Origin of the sequence: Halopseudomonas nanhaiensis, from assembly GCF_020025155.1 — a bacterium.
Lineage (GTDB): Bacteria > Pseudomonadota > Gammaproteobacteria > Pseudomonadales > Pseudomonadaceae > Halopseudomonas > Halopseudomonas nanhaiensis.
In genome coordinates, this window is record NZ_CP073751.1 from 456,383 (window position 1) to 473,997 (window position 17,615).

Here is a 17,615-nt window from a genome sequence, read left to right on the forward strand (position 1 = left end):
GTCGCTTGCCGCTGGGTTAGTACCGGTAGGTTTCCGGCTTGAACGGGCCTTCGACGTCCACGCCGATGTAGTCGGCCTGCGTCTGGGTCAGGCGAGTGATGACGCCGCCAAAACCCTTGACCATTTCCGCCGCGACTTCTTCGTCGAGCTTCTTCGGAAGTACCATGACGGTGACGTTCCTGGTCTTTTCGGCAACCGGCAGGTCAGCAAACTTACCGTTGAACAGGTGAATCTGCGCCAGTACCTGGTTGGCAAAGGAGCCGTCCATGATACGGCTGGGGTGGCCGGTGGCGTTGCCCAGGTTCACCAGGCGGCCTTCGGCGAGCAGGATCAGGTAGTCGTCGTTGGCAGCGTCAACGTTCTTGCCGGTGCGGTGGATCTTGTGAACCTGCGGCTTGACCTCTTCCCAGCCCCAGTTCTTGCGCATGAAGGCGGTATCGATCTCGTTGTCGAAGTGACCGATGTTGCACACCAGTGCGCGCTTCTTGAGCGCCTTGAGCATGCCGGCGTCACAGACGTTGGCGTTACCGGTGGTGGTGACCAGCAGGTCGATCTTGCCCAGCAGCGCAGCGTCGACGCATCCATCGGTACCGTCGTTGATGCCGTCCTTGTACGGGGAGACGACTTCGTAGCCGTCCATGCAGGCCTGCATGGCGCAGATCGGGTCGACTTCGCTGACCTTGACGATCATGCCTTCCTGGCGCAGCGAAGCAGCCGAGCCCTTGCCCACGTCGCCATAGCCGATGACCAGCGCCTGCTTGCCCGACAACAGGTGGTCGGTCGCGCGCTTGATGGCATCGTTGAGGCTGTGACGGCAGCCGTACTTGTTGTCGTTCTTGCTCTTGGTCACCGAATCGTTGACGTTGATCGCCGGGATCTTCAGGGTGCCCTTCTTCAGCATGTCCTGCAGACGATGTACACCAGTGGTGGTCTCTTCCGTCACGCCATGCACCCGCTCGAGTACCTGCGGATACTTGTCGTGCAACATCTGGGTCAGGTCACCGCCGTCGTCCAGGATCATGTTGGCGTCCCACGGCTGGCCGTCCTTGAGGATGGTCTGCTCAAGGCACCACTCGTACTCCTCTTCGGTTTCGCCCTTCCAGGCGAATACGGGAATGCCGGCGGCTGCGATGGCAGCAGCGGCCTGATCCTGCGTCGAGAAAATGTTGCAGGAGGACCAGCGTACTTCGGCGCCCAGCGCGGTCAGCGTTTCGATCAGCACGGCGGTCTGGATGGTCATGTGGATGCAGCCAAGGATGTTTGCGCCCTTGAGCGGCTGCTCGCCGGCGTACTTGGTGCGCAGCGCCATCAGAGCCGGCATCTCGGATTCGGCGATGATGATCTCGCGGCGGCCCCAGTCGGCCAGGGAAATGTCGGCGACCTTGTAGTCATTGAAGTCTTTATCGTTCATCACAGCACTCATGCGTGTTCTCCATTCGTAGTCAGCGAATGGGCGCGGTTATTTCAGGTTCAGTCCGGCCGAGCCTGACAAAAATCGATGGTCCGTGCCGGGGGGGGAGGCCGAGCGACAATACCGAACACGCCGTAAACCCATCCTTGGGGGCTCGACGGTGGCATCCGTGCCACCGACGGTTCGACATTGTCGCTCGGCCTCACCCCTACCAGCCGTCCTCAATCTTCGCTGCAGCGCCCCTCGGTCGGGGTCGTTTATGGCGAACGCTCGGTGCGTCCGCTGCTCTGTCGCATCAGGCGCGCTATTATGGCGCCCGGTATTTCCATGGAATGAAACGATGTCTCACGTCCCACTCTTCTCACTCCTCATGCCGGTTCTGCTGGCGGGCCTGCTGGCTGGCTGCAGTCGCGAAGCTGATCCGGACTCGCCCGAAGGCAAGCGTCAGGCTGCTTTCAAGCAACTTCTGTCACACAGCGAACCCATGGCCGGCATGCTCAACGGGCGTATTGCCTTCGACCCGGAGGCCTTTGCAGTTCATGCCCTGGCGCTTGATGAAAAGGCCGAAGCGCCGTGGCATTTCTTCCCAGATCCCGCCAATTCGGATCAGCCCACCGCAGTACGCGAATCGGTCTGGTCCGATGCTGACGGCTTCGCCGAGCGCATCGAGCAATTCCAGACTGCTACCGCCCGGCTGGCCGAAGCCGCTCGCGAGGGTGTCGACTCGCCCGAAGATGTCCGCGAACCGCTTCAGGCGGTACAGCAGGCCTGCAAGGCCTGCCACGACGGGTACCGCCGGTAACGCGCCTTTGGCGCGTTGGGCTGTAGGCTCAAGGGCTGGAAGCCAAAACTCCGAGTGGATTAGACTCTTTCAGCTTTCAGCTTTCAGCTTGTCGCTGCCCTCAAAGCGCTGCCCGCAGCGCGTCGACCTTGTCGGTCCTCTCCCACGGGAAAGCGGTGAAGGTTTCACCCTTGACCGTCATCTCGAACGGATTACGACCAAAGTGGCCGTATGCTGCGGTGGCGCGGTACATCGGGTGCAACAGGTCGAGCATGCGCGTGATCGCATACGGGCGCAGGTCGAAGTGCTCGCGGACCAGCTTGATGATCGTGTCGTCTGCAAGCTTGCCGGTGCCGAAGGTGTTGATTGATACCGAGGTCGGCTGCGCCACGCCGATGGCGTAGGAGACCTGGATTTCGCACTTGTCGGCCAGGCCGGCGGCGACGATGTTCTTCGCCACATAGCGGCCGGCATACGCCGCGCTGCGGTCGACCTTCGACGGGTCCTTGCCGGAGAAGGCGCCACCGCCGTGACGGGCCATGCCGCCATAGGTATCGACGATGATCTTGCGACCGGTCAGGCCGCAGTCGCCCACCGGTCCACCGATGACAAACTTGCCGGTCGGATTGATGTGGTACTGCGTATCGGCCGTCAACAGCTCGGCTGGAATGACGTGCTTGACGATCAGCTCCATCACCGCTTCGCGCAGATCAGCCTGGCTGACCTCCGGATTGTGCTGGGTCGACAGCACGATGGCGTCGATGCCCACCACCTTGCCGTTTTCGTAGCGGCAGGTGACCTGGGATTTGGCATCGGGGCGCAGCCACGGCAGCAGACCGTGCTTGCGCGCTTCGGCCTGGCGCTCGACCAGCCGGTGGGCGAAGGTGATTGGTGCAGGCATCAGTACGTCGGTTTCGTTGCTGGCGTAGCCGAACATCAGACCCTGGTCGCCCGCGCCCTGGTCTTCCGGCTTCTGCCGGTCGACGCCCTGGGCGATATCCGGCGACTGTTTGCCGATGATGTTGATCACCCCGCAGGTGTCGGCGTCGTAACCGACTTCCGAAGAGGTGTAGCCGATGTCCTTGATCACGCTGCGGACCAGGTCCTCGAGATCCACCCAGGCACTGGTGGTGATCTCGCCACCGACGATGGCGACACCGGTCTTCACCATGGTCTCGCAGGCCACGCGGGCGAACTTGTCCTCGGCGAGGATGGCATCGAGCACCGCATCGGAAATCTGGTCGGCCAGCTTGTCCGGATGGCCTTCGGAGACCGATTCGGAGGTGAAGATCGAATAATCGCTCATGTGTTCGTCCCTCTTCAGTGTTCGGGTTTGGTGAACTGCTGCAACTGGATCTGAAACCCGTTGCGCAATCCGATATAAACGCTTTGGCCATTCAACAAGCCGGCATCGGCCGCCCAGTGCGCCAGATCTTCCTGGTCGAAGCCAAGCCAGAGGTCGCCGCAGCTGTCGCGCACCCATACCTGGTCATGGCTGCACAGTTCAGTGAGCACCAGGCTGGCGCCAGGCTTGAGCAGTGCGGCAAAGCGTTTGAGCGCTTCAGCCGGCGCCGGCATGTGATGCAGCACCATGTTGCACACCAGGCAGTCCGCCAACGGCACTTGCAGCGGAGCCAGGGCATCGGCCAGCAGGCATTCGACAGTGTTCAGTCCTGCTTGCGCGCAGTGCTGCCGCGCGCGGTCGAGCATCGCCTCGGAGTTGTCCAGCGCCAGCACCTGGTCGAACCGCGCTGCCAGGTCCGGCAGAAAACCACCTTCGCCCGGGCCGACTTCGATCACTCGTTCGCGGCGAGGCAGGTCCAGTTCATCGATCAGCGCCAGCAGCGGCTCGCGATAGAGCCCGAAATGCGCAATCAGATCCTGCTGCGCCGGGCTGCCGGCAGCGAAGCGTGCAAAGAACTCACGGGACACATCGGCCCGCTGCGCGTGAATCTGCTGGATGCCCGCGCGCAGCGCGTCAGCCAGCGGCGCGGTGTCGAGCGTCTCGAGCAGCTGACGGTGCAAGGGCTGGAGTAATCCGTCGCCCGCCGGCAGGCTGCGCCGATAGAAGATCGAGTTGCCCTCGCGGCGGGTAGTTACCAGTCCTGCGTTGGCCAGCACCTTGAGGTGATGGCTGATGCCCGACTGACGCATCCGGAATATCTGCGCCAGCTCCAGAACGCCGAACGAGTCATTGCGCAGCGCACGCAATACATCCAGGCGCAGCGAGTCGCCGGCGGCCTTGAAAAAGCTGGCCAGCGCGTCGGACTGGTGGCTGTGCTCGAGTGCGAGGGCTAGGTGTGTCATGCGGGCGAGTGTAGTGAGGGATCCCGGGCTGCGCAAGGCCTATATCAAAAAACTTTGATATAGGTTGCGCTTCAGTAATGGCCCGATGATTCCTACCCCGTGTTTCGATTGCCCGCTGGCGCGGTTTGCGCGAAAATGCCGCCCTCTTATCTATGGCCGCCGGTTTTTGTCGGCCGCCCCATGCCTTGCCGTCTCAGGAGTACCTCATGCCCAGCCGTCGTGACCGAGCCAATGCCATTCGTGCCCTCAGCATGGATGCCGTGCAGAAAGCCAATAGCGGCCATCCCGGTGCGCCAATGGGCATGGCGGACATCGCCGAAGTACTCTGGCGTGATTACCTCAAGCACAACCCGGCCAATCCGAACTGGGCGGACCGCGATCGCTTCGTGTTGTCCAACGGGCACGGCTCGATGCTCATCTATTCGCTGCTGCATCTGACCGGCTATGACCTCTCTGTCGACGATCTCAAGGATTTCCGCCAGCTGCACAGCAAGACGCCTGGTCACCCGGAGTTCGGCTATGCGCCGGGCGTCGAGACGACGACCGGTCCGCTGGGCCAGGGCCTGGCGAATGCGGTGGGCTTTGCCCTGGCCGAGAAGATCATGGCTGCGCAGTTCAATCGTCCCGGACATGACGTGGTCGATCATCACACCTACGTGTTCATGGGCGACGGCTGTCTGATGGAAGGCATCTCCCACGAAGTGTGCTCGCTGGCCGGCACGCTGGGCCTGAGCAAGCTGATCGGTTTTTACGATGACAACGGTATCTCCATCGATGGCGAAGTGCATGGCTGGTTTACTGATGACACGCCCAAGCGTTTCGAGTCGTATGGCTGGCAGGTGATCCGCAACGTCAACGGGCACGACGCCGACGAGATCAAGATGGCGCTGGAAACCGCGCGCAGGAGCAGTCAGCCGACGTTGATCTGCTGCAAGACCATCATCGGCTTCGGCTCGCCAAACAAGCAGGGCAAGGAAGAGTCCCACGGCGCCGCCCTGGGCGATGCAGAAGTGGCAGCTACCCGTGAGGCACTGGGCTGGAAGCACGGACCGTTCGAGATCCCGGCGGACATTTATGCCGAGTGGAATGCCCGGGACGCCGGCGCCCGTGCCGAGTCCGAATGGGACCAGCGTTTCGCCGCCTACAAGGCCGAGTATCCCGAGCTGGCTACCGAGTTTCTGCGGCGTATGGCCGGGGAACTGCCGCTGGATTTCTCCGAAAAGGCATCAGCCTTTATTCGCGACGTGGCTACCAAGGGCGAGAACATCGCCAGCCGCAAGGCCAGTCAGAACTGCCTGAACGCCTTCGGCCCGCTGTTGCCCGAGCTGCTGGGCGGCTCGGCGGACCTGGCCGGTTCCAACCTGACCCTGTGGAAGGGCTGTAAACCGGTGGTTCAGGAAGATGCCTCGGGCAACTACATTTACTACGGTGTCCGCGAGTTCGGCATGAGCGCGATCATGAATGGCCTGGCCCTGCACGGCGGTCTGATCCCCTACGGCGCCACGTTCCTGATGTTCATGGAATACGCGCGCAATGCGGTGCGCATGTCCGCGCTGATGAAGCAGCGCGTGCTGTACGTGTTCACCCATGACTCGATCGGTCTTGGTGAAGACGGCCCGACTCACCAGCCGGTCGAACAACTGACCAGCCTTCGCACCACGCCGAATCTGGATACCTGGCGCCCGGCGGATACCGTCGAGTCGGCGGTGGCCTGGAAGTACGCGGTCGAGCGCAAGGACGGCCCCAGCGCGTTGATCTTTTCGCGGCAGAACCTGCCCTATCACATTCGCGACAACGAGACCGAGACGGCGATCGCCCGAGGTGGCTACATCCTCAAGAACTGCGAAGGCGAGCCGGAGCTGATCCTGATCGCCACAGGCTCGGAAGTCGGACTGGCCATGCAGGCCCAGGCCAGACTCGCCGAGCAGGGCCGCCAGGTGCGCGTGGTCTCCATGCCCTGTACCAGCGTGTTCGAGCAGCAGGACGCAGCCTATCGGCAGAAAGTGCTGCCGGTGGAAGTCGGCGCGCGCATTGCAATCGAAGCGGCGCACCCTGACTACTGGTACAAGTATGTGGGGCTCGATGGCCGGGTAATCGGCGTCAACACCTTCGGTGAATCGGCACCGGCTGGCGTACTGTTCGAGGAGTTCGGCTTCACGGTCGACAACATTCTCGCAGTCGCAGAAGAGCTGCTCGAAGACTAATCTGCTGTCGGCGACGGGTCGGGCCAGACGTGATCTTGACGCGCCTGGCCCGACCCCGGTCGATGGCCAACCACGGTAGCCCATGCCCACATCCCGGTCGTCCTTCCGCATTGCATTGAACGGCTACGGCCGCATCGGTCGCTGCATCCTGCGCGCCTGGCATGAACGCGGCGATCAGGGTATCGATATCGTCGCGCTCAACGACATCGCCGATCCGGCCAGTATCGAATACCTCACTCGTTTCGACTCCACCCATGGACGCTTTCCGGGCGAGGTGCGCCTGGAAGACGGCAAGCTGCAGATCGATGCGCGTCGAATCAGTGTGCTGCGCCAGGCCGAACCGGAAGCGGTCGACTGGGCAGGCATGGGTGTGGACCTGGTGCTCGAATGCTCCGGACGCTACACCACGCGCGAGCAGGGTCAGCGCTTTGTCGATGCGGGCGTACCGCGGGTGCTGTTTTCCCAGCCGATGGCCAGCGAGGCAGCAATCGATGCGACGCTGGTATACGGCGTCAACCATACACAGCTCTCGCCAGCGGCCCGTCTGGTGTCCAACGCCTCCTGCACGACCAATTGCAGCGTGCCGTTGCTCAAGCTGCTCGATGGGGCGTTGGGTCTGGAATTCGTGTCCATCACCACCATTCATTCGGCGATGAACGACCAGCCGGTCATCGACGCGTATCACGATAGCGATCTGCGGCGCACGCGATCGGCCTTTCAGTCGATCATTCCTGTGTCGACCGGTCTGGCCCGTGGCATCGAGCGTCTGTTGCCCGAGCTTGCCGGTCGCATACAGGCCAAGGCGGTACGGGTGCCGACGGTCAACGTATCGGCCCTGGACATGACGCTGCTGGTATCCCGCGACACCAGTGCGCAGGAGATCAACCGCTTGCTGGCCGAGGCCGCAGCTGGTCCGCTCAAGGGCCTGGTCGCCTACAGCGAACTTCCCCACGCCAGCTGTGATTTCAACCACGATCCGCACTCGGCGATCGTCGATGGCAGCCAGACGCTGGTGTCCGGCCCGCGACTGGTCAACCTGCTGGTCTGGTTCGACAACGAGTGGGGTTTTGCCAATCGCATGCTTGATGTGGCGGGCTATTGGCTGGGGCTGAGAGAGGGAACTTGAGACGGCTTCCGGGGTCCGGATAGATCGGTCCCCGATTAAAAGCCAATCGATATCAAAGTGCCCGTCGTGACGCCCATCCCAGGGATGCAGACACACCGATTTATCTACAAGGAGCCAATATGAGCGTACTGAGCATGAGCGAGCTGGACCTCAAGGGACAGCGTGTGTTGATTCGCGAGGACCTGAACGTGCCGGTCAAGGACGGCCAGATCAAGAGCGATGCGCGGATTCAGGCGGCGCTGCCGACCATTCGCCTGGCTCTGGAAAAGGGTGCCGCAGTCATCGTCTGCTCGCATCTTGGCCGCCCCGAAGAGGGTGTGTTCAGTGAAGAAAACAGTCTGGCTCCAGTGGCTGCGTACCTGAGCCAGGCGCTGGGTATGGATGTGCCGCTGGTGCGCGATTATCTCGCCGGTGTTCAGGTGGAGCCCGGTCAGGTGGTTCTGCTGGAAAATGTCCGCTTCAACAAGGGCGAAAAGAAGAACGACGACGAGCTGGCCCAGGAATACGCGTCGCTTTGCGACATCTTCGTCATGGATGCCTTTGGCACCGCGCATCGCGCACAGGGTTCCACCCATGGCGTTGCCAGGTTCGCCAAGGTCGCCTGCGCCGGCCCGCTGCTGGCCGCCGAGCTCGAGGCGCTTGAAAAGGCGCTGGACAAGCCCGCCCGCCCGATGGCCGCGATCGTCGCCGGTTCCAAGGTCTCTACCAAGCTTGACGTGCTCACTGCACTGGCCGACAAGTGCGACCAGTTGATCGTCGGTGGGGGCATTGCCAATACCTTTCTGGCTGCGGCTGGTTATCCGGTAGGCAAATCACTCCATGAAGCCGATCTGCTCGATACTGCCAAGGCGATTGCGGCCAAGGTCAGCGTGCCGTTGCCGGTTGACGTCGTGGTCGCCAAAGCCTTTGCCGAAGACGCCGAGGCCGTGGTGAAGTCGGTCAACGACGTGGCCGAGGACGAGATGATCCTCGATATCGGGCCGCAGACCGCTGCCCAGTTCGCCGAGCTGCTCAAGTCTTCCGGTACCATTCTCTGGAACGGCCCGGTAGGGGTGTTCGAATTCGATCAGTTCGGTGAAGGTACCAAGGCGCTGGCACTGGCGATTGCCGAGAGCCCGGCGTTTTCCATCGCGGGCGGGGGCGACACCCTCGCGGCGATCGACAAATATGGCGTGGCTGACCGCATCTCCTATATTTCCACTGGTGGTGGCGCCTTCCTCGAATTCGTCGAGGGCAAGGTCCTGCCAGCGGTCGAAGTTCTGGAGGAGCGGGCAGCCAAGGGCAGCGTCGACCTGTAACAGCCAGGCGGCTTAACGCCGTCCTTTTGTACGCCTGCCCCTGAGCGGCAGGCTTTACCCTTTTAGCACCACCTTCGGGAGAACATTCAATGGCACTTATCAGCTTGCGCCAGTTGCTGGACCACGCCGCCGAGTACAGCTACGGCGTGCCGGCCTTCAACGTCAACAACCTGGAACAGATGCGCGCCATCATGGAAGCCGCTGACAAGACCGACTCTCCGGTGATCGTCCAGGCCTCTGCCGGTGCCCGCAAATACGCCGGTGCACCGTTTCTTCGCCATCTGATTCTCGCAGCAGTGGAAGAATGGCCTCACATCCCGGTCGTCATGCACCAGGATCACGGCACCAGCCCCTCTGTGTGCCAGCGCTCGATCCAGCTGGGCTTTTCATCGGTGATGATGGATGGCTCGCTGGGTGAAGACGGCAAGACGCCGACCAGCTATGAATACAACGTCGACGTCACCCGTCGCACTGTCGAAATCGCCCATGCTTGCGGTATCTCCGTGGAAGGTGAGCTGGGTTGTCTGGGAAGTCTGGAAACCGGCATGGCCGGCGAGGAAGACGGTATCGGTGCAGAGGGCGTGCTCGATCACAGCCAGCTGCTGACCGATCCGGAAGAAGCGGCCGACTTCGTCAAGCAGACCGGCGTCGACGCGCTGGCCATCGCCATCGGTACCAGCCACGGTGCCTACAAGTTCACCAAGCCGCCGACAGGCGACACCCTGTCGATCCAGCGTATCAAGGAAATCCACCAGCGCATTCCCGATACCCATCTGGTCATGCACGGTTCGTCCTCTGTTCCGCAGGAGTGGCTGGCGATCATCAACGAGTACGGCGGTCAGATCAACGAAACCTACGGTGTGCCTGTCGAGGAGATCGTCGAGGGCATCAAGCATGGCGTGCGCAAGGTCAATATCGACACCGACCTGCGTCTGGCCTCTACCGGTGCCATCCGCCAGTTCATGGCGAAGAATCCCAGCGAGTTCGACCCGCGCAAGTACCTGGCCAAGACCGTCGACGCCATGCGCGACATCTGTATCGCCCGGTACGAAGCTTTCGGTACCGCCGGGAATGCCTCGAAGATCAAGCCGATCAGCCTGGAAGCCATGTCGACCCGCTACAGCCGGGGCGAGCTGGATCCCAAGGTCAACTGAGGCCGATGCGGGGGCTCAGCCCCCGCTCTTGCATGGAGCAACAGGTTGATGCACGACTCTGACGACACCGAGGATGCCTTCGCGCATCAGAAGCTGGTAGAGGCCGTTGAAAATCAGCTGGCCGCCAATCAGCCCGAAGCGGCGCAGGCGACCTTGAACATGCTGGCGCTGGTGGGTTACAGCCGCGAGGACAGCCTCGATCTGATGGCCCAGGTGCTGGCGCACCGTATCAGCGTGATGCTTGAATCGGACCAACCGTTCGACCTCGACGCTTACGAGCGCGAGTTGCGACAGTTGCCGGCCTTGCCCGGTGAAGAGCGCTGAGGCGCGACGTTCGACCTACCACACAGACACAAGGAAACATGTCAGTGCTGTCCATCGTTCGAATCATTCTGGTTTTCCTGCTTGCCGTACTGATTTCGGTGGTGCTGGGTACCCTCGTTCAGACGCAGGTCAATCTCGCCGATCTCACCGCCATCGACACGCCGATCTCGACCGATGATCGACTGCAGGCCACCGGGCACGATCTGCTTCGCTTCACTCCGCTCATGACCCTGCTGGTCGGCGTCAGTTTCCTCTTCGCCCTGCCGGCAGCCGAGGTCGTCAGCCGCGTCCTCAAGCCCATGCGCGTGATCGTGTTTTTTCTGGCCGGAGCAGTTGGCATCCTGGTCGCGTTCCGGGCACTCGACTGGTACGCGCCTCCACCGGTCCTCATAGCCGCTACCCGCGAGTGGGCAGGCACGCTCGCCATCATGGCTGTCGTGGGTATAGGCAGCGCCTTGTTCGGCCTGATCACCAGGCCGAAAGCGCGGCGGGGTCTGCGCGTACTGGGTTAACAGAGTCAGGAGAGGTTCCCATGTTCTATAAGCGCAACGCGCTGCTGCTGGCCGTCGGGCTCGCTACGAGTCTCGGTGCACAGGCAGCCGATTACCAGACGACCGTGGTCGCCGAGGGTCTCGAGTTTCCCTGGTCACTGGCATTTCTACCGGACGGTCGGATGCTGGTTACCGAAAAGCCAGGCCGCCTGAGGATCATCGATGAATCCGGCGCGCTTCGGGACGAGCCGGTAGAAGGCCTTCCCGAGGTGTTCAATCAGAGTCAGGCGGGGCTGTTCGAGGTTGCGCTCGACCCCGAGTACGAGGAAAACGGGCGTCTGTTCATCAGCTACGCCTGCGGGACCGCCAGCGCCAATCACACCTGTCTGATCAGCGCCCGTCTGCAGGACAATCTGTTGGCGGATGTGACCGAAGTGTTCCGGGTCGAGCCGGCCAAGGAAGGAGGTGCCCACTACGGCGGGCGTATCGCTTTCCTGCCCGATAATACCCTGGTGATGGGGCTCGGCGATGGCTTCACCTATCGGGAAGAGGCGCAGAACCGAGGAAATCATATCGGCTCCATCGTCCGGCTCGATCGAAACGGTGGTGCACCCGAGGACAATCCCTACGTCGGCCGGCAGGACGCCCGTCCGGAGCTGTACAGCATCGGCCACCGCAACGTTCAGGGCATCGTCTACGACAACGCCGGTAACCGGCTCATCGCGCATGAACATGGCCCTCGCGGCGGGGATGAGATCAACATCATCGAAGCCGGGAAAAACTATGGATGGCCGAAGGCGACCCACGGCGTTGACTACAGCGGCGCGGTGATCAGCCCCCACGAGCAGCTCGAGGGCATGGAAGACTCGATCGTCATGTGGAAGCCGTCGATCGCTCCGTCCGGCATGACCCTGTACCGCGGTGACATGTTTCCCGAGTGGAACGGTGATCTGCTGATCTCCACACTGGCCGCGCAGGAGGTTCGCCGGGTGCGTCTGGATGGCCGAAAGGAAGTGGAGCAGGAGTCACTGTTCGAAGAGATCGGCGCACGTATCCGGGATGTGCGCACCGGTCCGGACGGCGCTGTTTATCTGCTGACCGATGCAGAAAACGGGCAGGTCATCCGCATCCATCGCGACTAATCGGCTGCGGTGGCTCAGGCTACCGCTTCGCTGAAGAAGCTCACGCCGTGTCGCCCGCTGCGCTTGCGGGTGTACATGGCCATGTCCGCCTGGCGCAGCAACAGTGCCATGTCAGGCTCGGCAGAGCGGGTTAGCGCTACGCCAATGCTGGCTCCCACGGAAATGCTATGCCCCTCGATTTCGATCGGTAAACTCAACCCGTCGAGGAAGCGCTCGGCAATATAGTGCGCCTGTTCACGCCCGGTGATGCCTTCGGCGATCAGTACGAACTCATCGCCGCCAAGCCGCGCGATGAAGTCGGCGTCCCGCCCCAGAGCCCTGAGACGCTCGCCGATGCAGCGCAGCACAGTATCGCCGGTCTCATGACCCAGCTGATCATTGATCTGCTTGAACCCGTCCAGATCGACCAGCATGGCGGCCAGATACTCATTGCGGCGCTGGGTGCGTCTCAAGGCATGATCGAGATGACGTTCCAGCGCGTTACGATTGGCCAGGCCGGTGAGAGGATCCTGCATGGCCATGGATTCGAGCCGCGCGTTGGCTTCGGCCAGTTCAGCGGTCCGCTCGCTCACGCGCGCTTCCAGTTCCAGCTCATGCTGACGCAATGTCTCGACCAGCTCACCCTGTACCGCCAGCGCCCTTTGCTGCGCCTGCTGCGTCTGCTCCTTGAGCGTGTCGAGCCGCGCCGCCAGGGCAAAGGACAACAACAGCAGCTCCAGCGCCGAGCCCAGATACATCGCGTAGGTGGTGAGCATGTTCGAAGGCAGAAGACCGAAATTGCGCAGCGCCAGCAACACCACACCACTGATCAATACGCACCAGGCGAGCAGGAATATCCGGGCGCCCGGAATGCGTAGCCGAGCGGCCTGGACCAGGCAGCCCATCATGACCAGCGCACCGGCAAGCCCGATCAGCGACATCGCCGGAATTACCCAGCGCACCGGCAGGACCAGACTGGAGAGGGTGAGCAGCATGCAGCTCCAGGCAACGACGTGCGCGACCCGATCCCAGCGCGGCAGCCAGACTGCCGTGTTCAGAAAATGCCGGACGAAGAGGGTGCCGATGGTACCGGACAGGCAGAGCGCAAAGGGCAACAGGCGATTGCCCCATTCGCCGGCTTCCGGCCAGACATAGCGGGCACCCATGCCGGTAAAGGCCAGCGCGCCAAGTCCGAAGCTGATCGCAAAGCATACATAGAGCAGATAGGCCCGCTCGCGCAACACGGTAAGCAGCAGGAGATTGTAGGCCGCCAGCGCAAGGAGCATGCCCAGATACAGCGTGATGAGGGAAGTGGACGCTTCGTTGAAGTCAGCGAACGCCGTCGCCGACCAGATCTGCGAATTGAGCGTGAGGCTTCCGTCCGAGATCGCGCGGATGTATAGCGTCCGCTCCTCGCCGGGCGCCAGACGCAGCTGGAATACCGGATCCCGGGTGCGGGTATCGCGTTGGGTCAGCTTGACCGTATCGCCACTCAAGCGCGGCGGTGCAGTCCCCTCGTGGAGTTCGAGGCGATCCAGTGACGAATAGCCAAAGTGCAGGCGCCAGGAAGCGGGTTCGTCGGAGCTGGAGCGTACCCGCAGCTTGAGCCAGACCGCTTCGGGCGTATAACCGAAGTTGAGATCGTCACGATTGGACGCCAGGCTCCAGACGGGCGAGCCGTGCTCCAGCTGCGCAAAGCCGGCGTCACGCGAGGTTCTGGTGTAGGCCAGGTAAGGGTGAAGGTTGACCTGCGCCTGATCCCCGAGTTCGAGTACTGCGGGTTCGGCAGTCGCCGCAGCCGCCCAGAATCCGCCACCGCAGAACATGAGCAACAGCATCAGCAGCCGGAAGGCTGCCGTCAGCCGTCTCGCTGCGGCGGCTGCATGAGCAAATCGGGCTTGGCGGCTTTCACCGCAGGATCGGTCAGTGCCCGCTGACCCTGGCGCCTTGTGCATGTCTCATCCCTAAGAGCATCGGCTTGATCCGCCTGCTGGGGCGGTGGCGGAACTATAGGCGGCGGGCCAAAACCACGTCAAATGATATCGAAATACTGGCATCCGTGCCGGGCGGAATTACAACGGCCAGACCCACATCAGCAGCGGGACGCCGACCAGCAGCACCATCAGTTCCATGGGCAGGCCCAGGCGCCAGTAATCGCCGAAGCCGAAGCCGCCAGGTCCGAGAATAAGGGTATTGTTCTGATGGCCGATGGGCGTGAGGAAGGCGCAGGATGCCCCAATCGCCACGGCCATCAGCAGGCTGTCGGGGTTGACGCCCATCTGATTGGCAATGCCCAGCGCGATGGGGCACATCACCGCGGCGGTGGCAGCGTTGTTCATGAAGTCCGACAGCGTCATGGTAACCAGCATGACCACCCCGATGGTGAACGCCGGATGGAGCTCACCAATCTGCGCGAGCAGCGAGCGTGCCAACAGGTCCGCAGCCCCGGTGTCCGCCATGGCATTGGCGAGTGGGAACATCGCCCCGAGCAGTACGACGATCGGCCAGTCGATGGACTCATAGACCTGGCGCAGCGGAATGGCCTTGGTCAACATGAACAGCAGCACGCCTGCTGTGAATGCCACGGCCACCGGCAGGACATCAAAGGCGGCGAGCAGCACTGCCGCTGCCATGATACCCAGTGCAAGTGACGCCTTGCGGCCGTCAGGAATCAGGATTGGCCGTTGTGCCAGTGGCACGCAGTGAAACTCGTTGGCAAAACCGGATATCGCCTCGGGCAGGCCCTGCATCAGCAATACGTCTCCAGCCTGAAGCGTTGTCCAGCGCAGCCGGCGGATGGAGCGATGCCCCTTCCGGGAGATAGCCAGCAGATTGATGCTGAACCGCGTGCGAATCTGCAGGTCCGACGCGCTCCGACCGATCACCGGCGCCCCGGGCTGGACGACCAGTTCCTGAATGACGACGTCTTCGTGGGTCGTCTTGCGCTCTTCTCCGTCCTTGCCATTGGCCTGTTCGGGCTGCTCTCCGGTCTCTTCATCGCCCTTGCGCGAACCCAGTATCGCCGAGTCGACCGCGTCGCCTGCCGTGTCTGCCGAGCTGTCTTCGCCATGCTCTGTTTCGGCTTCCTGCGACGTGGTGGGTACGGCCTCTTCGAGCTTCAGACCCAGCCGGGTCAGCGTGGCGCCTAGGCCTTCAGGGTCCGACTCGATCACCAGAATGTCGCCGGCCTGCAGGCGCCGGCCCGGGTAGGGTGCCGACACGCGGAAATCATTGCGTACCAGGCCGACAATCTGCGCATCGAACTCGTCGAGGCGCTTCTCGATGTCGCCAAGCGTCCGGCCGACTGCTTTGGCGCCTTCACCGATGTGCACCTCGGTAAGGTAGGTCCCGGTGTCAAAGCTGCCCTCGTCGGCACGCGCGCGCGACGGCACCAGCCAGCGTCCGAGGAAGACGCACATCAGCACACCGATCAGCGCGATACCGCCGCCGACCGGCAGGAAGTCGAACATGTCGAAGGGTACTTCCGTCGCGCTGCGCCGGAAGTTGGAGACGATCAGGTTTGGCGGTGTCCCAATCAACGTGGTCATGCCGCCCAGTATCGTGCCGAACGCCAGCGGCATGAGCACCTTGCCCGGCGGCAGGTTCTGTCGATTGGCCAGTTGCATGGCGATTGGCATGAGCAGCGCCATGGCACCGACGTTGTTCATGAACGCCGACAGCGTGGCGCCAAGCCCGACCAGCATCGCCAGGCTCGGCAGCAGACGGCCGCGCTGCGGCAGAATGCGCTGCGCCATGGCTTCGACCGCACCACTGCTCTGCAGTCCCTTGCTCAACACCAGCACGGCGGCAACGGTGATGACGGCCGGGTTGGAAAAGCCGTCGAAGGCCTGGTCGGACGGTGTGAGGCCAGCCAGGACGCAAGCCAGCAGGGCAGCCAGTGCGACGATGTCATGGCGCCAGCGACCCCAGAGAAACAGGCCAATGGTCGCGGCAAGGATGATGAAAATGGCTATCTGCTGGTGGGTCATCAACTATTCCGTGATCTGGGCCGACTTCAAAGCAGTCGAACCTTGAACTTGCGTCCTTTAATGCGTCCGTTTTCCAGCCGCTCCAGGGCGGTATCAGCCAGATCCCAGCGGACCGCGACCAGTGCCTGAAAATCGCTGATGCTGATCTTGCCGATGGCATCGCCGGGCAGGCCCGCTTCGCCGGTCAAGGCACCCAGCAAATCGCCCGGACGCACCTTGTCCTTGCGGCCTCCCGCTACCGCTATGGTGCGCATCGGCGGTAGCAGAGGCTTGTCGAGCTGATCGGGGAGACGATCAAGCGGCATCCACTGCAGGGTTCCGAAGCGATCTTCGATCGCCCGGACTCGGCCCATCTCGCCGGGAGCCACCAGATTCAGCGCCAGGCCCGGCTGGCCGGCCCGGCCGCTGCGGCCGATGCGGTGAGTATGGACGGCAGGGTCAGGGGAAAGTTCGACGTTGATCACCGCCGCGACGCCTTCGACATCCAGGCCGCGGGCGGCGACGTCAGTGGCGACCAGTACGCTGCAGCTCTGATTGGCGAACAGCGCCAGTACCTGATCGCGTTCCCGCTGCTCCATGTCGCCATGCAGTGCCAACGCGCTGACCCGGTTGGAGGCGAGCAGTCGCTGCAGGTCCTGACATTGCTGCCGGGTGTGACAGAAGGCGATGCACGGCTGGGGACGCTCGGCGGCGAGCAGCTTCAGCACCGCCTGGAAGCGCTGATCCGGTTCGATCTCGTAGAAACGCTGGGTTATCGGGTTGCTCGGGCTCTGCTCTTCGATGCTCACCCGCTTAGGCCCGCGCAAAAAGCGTGCTGCCAGCTGCTCGATGCCGGGGGGGTAGGTCGCCGAAAACAGCAATGTCTGGCGATGTGTCGGGGCGCGCTCGATGATCGAGGTGATGCTGTCGATGAAGCCCATGTCGAGCATGCGGTCCGCTTCGTCGAGGACCAGGCAATTGAGCTTGCCGATATCCAGCGTGCCGCGTTCCAGATGATCCTGTACCCGACCCGGCGTGCCAACGACGATCTGTGCGCCCTGTTCCAGCGAGCTGGCCTGCGGACCGAATGGCGTGCCCCCCGCCAGAGTCAGCATCTTCACGTTGGCCAGACCGCGTGCCAGGCCGCGCAGGGCGGTAGTGGTCTGTGTGGCCAGCTCCCGCGTCGGGCATAGCACCAGCGCCTGGCAGCCGAAGAACGACGGGTTGAGCGGGGTCAGCAGGCCGATGCCGAAGGCGACCGTCTTGCCGCTGCCGGTGCGCGACTGCGCAATCACATCTTCACCGCCGAGGATCAGCGGCAGCGACTCGGCCTGGATCGGCGTCATCTGCTGATAGCCAAGGTGGGCGAGGGTGTCGAGCATGGATGGGGAGAGCGGCAGGCTGCTGAAATCGGTGGCAGACATGATGGG

At 62.6% G+C, this 17,615-nt stretch carries 14 protein-coding genes and 1 riboswitch; of the genes, 8 read left to right on the plus strand and 6 right to left on the minus strand.

Features of this window, described 5'->3' with window-relative positions; all coding sequences use genetic code 11:
- Nucleotides 1-16: 16 nt before the first annotated feature.
- Nucleotides 17-1,423: an adenosylhomocysteinase gene (gene ahcY / locus KEM63_RS02060; protein ID WP_223654542.1), complete on the minus strand. Its 1,407-nt coding sequence runs from the start codon at nucleotides 1,421-1,423 to the stop codon at nucleotides 17-19.
- A 21-nt stretch (nucleotides 1,424-1,444) separates the two neighbouring features.
- Nucleotides 1,445-1,662: riboswitch (S-adenosyl-L-homocysteine riboswitch) on the minus strand.
- A gap of 89 nt (nucleotides 1,663-1,751) precedes the next feature.
- Between ahcY and KEM63_RS02065 the strand changes: the two genes are divergently transcribed.
- Nucleotides 1,752-2,213, plus strand: coding sequence for a c-type cytochrome (locus KEM63_RS02065; protein ID WP_223654544.1), 462 nt, complete (start codon nucleotides 1,752-1,754; stop codon nucleotides 2,211-2,213).
- Between the two features lie 100 nt (nucleotides 2,214-2,313).
- Here the strand turns inward: KEM63_RS02065 and metK are convergent, their stop codons facing one another.
- A complete protein-coding gene (gene metK / locus KEM63_RS02070; protein ID WP_223654546.1) occupies nucleotides 2,314-3,498 on the minus strand; it encodes a methionine adenosyltransferase in 1,185 nt (394 codons plus the stop codon).
- A gap of 14 nt (nucleotides 3,499-3,512) precedes the next feature.
- Complete coding sequence (locus tag KEM63_RS02075) at nucleotides 3,513-4,499, minus strand: ArsR/SmtB family transcription factor (RefSeq protein ID WP_223654548.1); 987 nt, start codon at nucleotides 4,497-4,499, stop codon at nucleotides 3,513-3,515.
- 206 nt (nucleotides 4,500-4,705) lie between these two features.
- Here KEM63_RS02075 and tkt point away from each other — a divergent pair, with 206 nt between their 5' ends.
- From tkt to KEM63_RS02110, 7 genes are all read left to right on the plus strand, one after another.
- Nucleotides 4,706-6,703 (plus strand): transketolase, encoded by a 1,998-nt coding sequence (gene tkt, locus KEM63_RS02080; RefSeq protein ID WP_223654549.1) that lies wholly within the window; start codon nucleotides 4,706-4,708, stop codon nucleotides 6,701-6,703.
- An 82-nt stretch (nucleotides 6,704-6,785) separates the two neighbouring features.
- Nucleotides 6,786-7,829, plus strand: a complete 1,044-nt coding sequence (epd, locus tag KEM63_RS02085; protein ID WP_223654550.1) for an erythrose-4-phosphate dehydrogenase — start codon at nucleotides 6,786-6,788, stop codon at nucleotides 7,827-7,829.
- 119 nt (nucleotides 7,830-7,948) lie between these two features.
- On the plus strand, nucleotides 7,949-9,127 hold the full coding sequence (locus KEM63_RS02090; protein ID WP_223654551.1) for a phosphoglycerate kinase: 1,179 nt from the start codon (nucleotides 7,949-7,951) through the stop codon (nucleotides 9,125-9,127).
- A gap of 89 nt (nucleotides 9,128-9,216) precedes the next feature.
- Nucleotides 9,217-10,281, plus strand: a complete 1,065-nt coding sequence (gene fba, locus KEM63_RS02095; protein WP_223654552.1) for a class II fructose-bisphosphate aldolase — start codon at nucleotides 9,217-9,219, stop codon at nucleotides 10,279-10,281.
- Between the two features lie 48 nt (nucleotides 10,282-10,329).
- The gene (locus KEM63_RS02100) at nucleotides 10,330-10,605 is read left to right on the plus strand and encodes a hypothetical protein (RefSeq protein ID WP_223654553.1); all 276 of its coding nucleotides are present in this window, start codon (nucleotides 10,330-10,332) and stop codon (nucleotides 10,603-10,605) included.
- Nucleotides 10,606-10,643: 38 nt separating this feature from the next.
- A complete protein-coding gene (locus KEM63_RS02105) occupies nucleotides 10,644-11,117 on the plus strand; it encodes a hypothetical protein (protein ID WP_223654554.1) in 474 nt (157 codons plus the stop codon).
- Between the two features lie 20 nt (nucleotides 11,118-11,137).
- Nucleotides 11,138-12,238 carry a PQQ-dependent sugar dehydrogenase gene (locus KEM63_RS02110; RefSeq protein ID WP_223654555.1) on the plus strand — a complete coding sequence of 367 codons (1,101 nt, stop codon included), beginning with the start codon at nucleotides 11,138-11,140 and terminating at the stop codon, nucleotides 12,236-12,238.
- A gap of 14 nt (nucleotides 12,239-12,252) precedes the next feature.
- Here the strand turns inward: KEM63_RS02110 and KEM63_RS02115 are convergent, their stop codons facing one another.
- From KEM63_RS02115 to dbpA, 3 genes are all read right to left on the minus strand, one after another.
- Nucleotides 12,253-14,172: a sensor domain-containing diguanylate cyclase gene (locus KEM63_RS02115; protein ID WP_223654563.1), complete on the minus strand. Its 1,920-nt coding sequence runs from the start codon at nucleotides 14,170-14,172 to the stop codon at nucleotides 12,253-12,255.
- Between the two features lie 117 nt (nucleotides 14,173-14,289).
- Nucleotides 14,290-16,206, minus strand: coding sequence for an SLC13 family permease (locus KEM63_RS02120; protein ID WP_223654565.1), 1,917 nt, complete (start codon nucleotides 16,204-16,206; stop codon nucleotides 14,290-14,292).
- 26 nt (nucleotides 16,207-16,232) lie between these two features.
- Entirely contained in the window at nucleotides 16,233-17,609 is a 1,377-nt protein-coding gene (dbpA, locus tag KEM63_RS02125) for an ATP-dependent RNA helicase DbpA (protein ID WP_223654567.1), read from the minus strand.
- Between the last annotated feature and the right edge of the window lie 6 nt (nucleotides 17,610-17,615).

Coding starts and splice junctions, on each gene's coding strand:
- ahcY (WP_223654542.1), bottom strand. CDS start 1,423: ATGAGTGCTGTGATGAACGATAAAGACTTCAATGACTACAAGGTCGCC.
- KEM63_RS02065 (WP_223654544.1), top strand. CDS start 1,752: ATGTCTCACGTCCCACTCTTCTCACTCCTCATGCCGGTTCTGCTGGCG.
- metK (WP_223654546.1), bottom strand. CDS start 3,498: ATGAGCGATTATTCGATCTTCACCTCCGAATCGGTCTCCGAAGGCCAT.
- KEM63_RS02075 (WP_223654548.1), bottom strand. CDS start 4,499: ATGACACACCTAGCCCTCGCACTCGAGCACAGCCACCAGTCCGACGCG.
- tkt (WP_223654549.1), top strand. CDS start 4,706: ATGCCCAGCCGTCGTGACCGAGCCAATGCCATTCGTGCCCTCAGCATG.
- epd (WP_223654550.1), top strand. CDS start 6,786: ATGCCCACATCCCGGTCGTCCTTCCGCATTGCATTGAACGGCTACGGC.
- KEM63_RS02090 (WP_223654551.1), top strand. CDS start 7,949: ATGAGCGTACTGAGCATGAGCGAGCTGGACCTCAAGGGACAGCGTGTG.
- fba (WP_223654552.1), top strand. CDS start 9,217: ATGGCACTTATCAGCTTGCGCCAGTTGCTGGACCACGCCGCCGAGTAC.
- KEM63_RS02100 (WP_223654553.1), top strand. CDS start 10,330: ATGCACGACTCTGACGACACCGAGGATGCCTTCGCGCATCAGAAGCTG.
- KEM63_RS02105 (WP_223654554.1), top strand. CDS start 10,644: ATGTCAGTGCTGTCCATCGTTCGAATCATTCTGGTTTTCCTGCTTGCC.
- KEM63_RS02110 (WP_223654555.1), top strand. CDS start 11,138: ATGTTCTATAAGCGCAACGCGCTGCTGCTGGCCGTCGGGCTCGCTACG.
- KEM63_RS02115 (WP_223654563.1), bottom strand. CDS start 14,172: ATGCACAAGGCGCCAGGGTCAGCGGGCACTGACCGATCCTGCGGTGAA.
- KEM63_RS02120 (WP_223654565.1), bottom strand. CDS start 16,206: ATGACCCACCAGCAGATAGCCATTTTCATCATCCTTGCCGCGACCATT.
- dbpA (WP_223654567.1), bottom strand. CDS start 17,609: ATGTCTGCCACCGATTTCAGCAGCCTGCCGCTCTCCCCATCCATGCTC.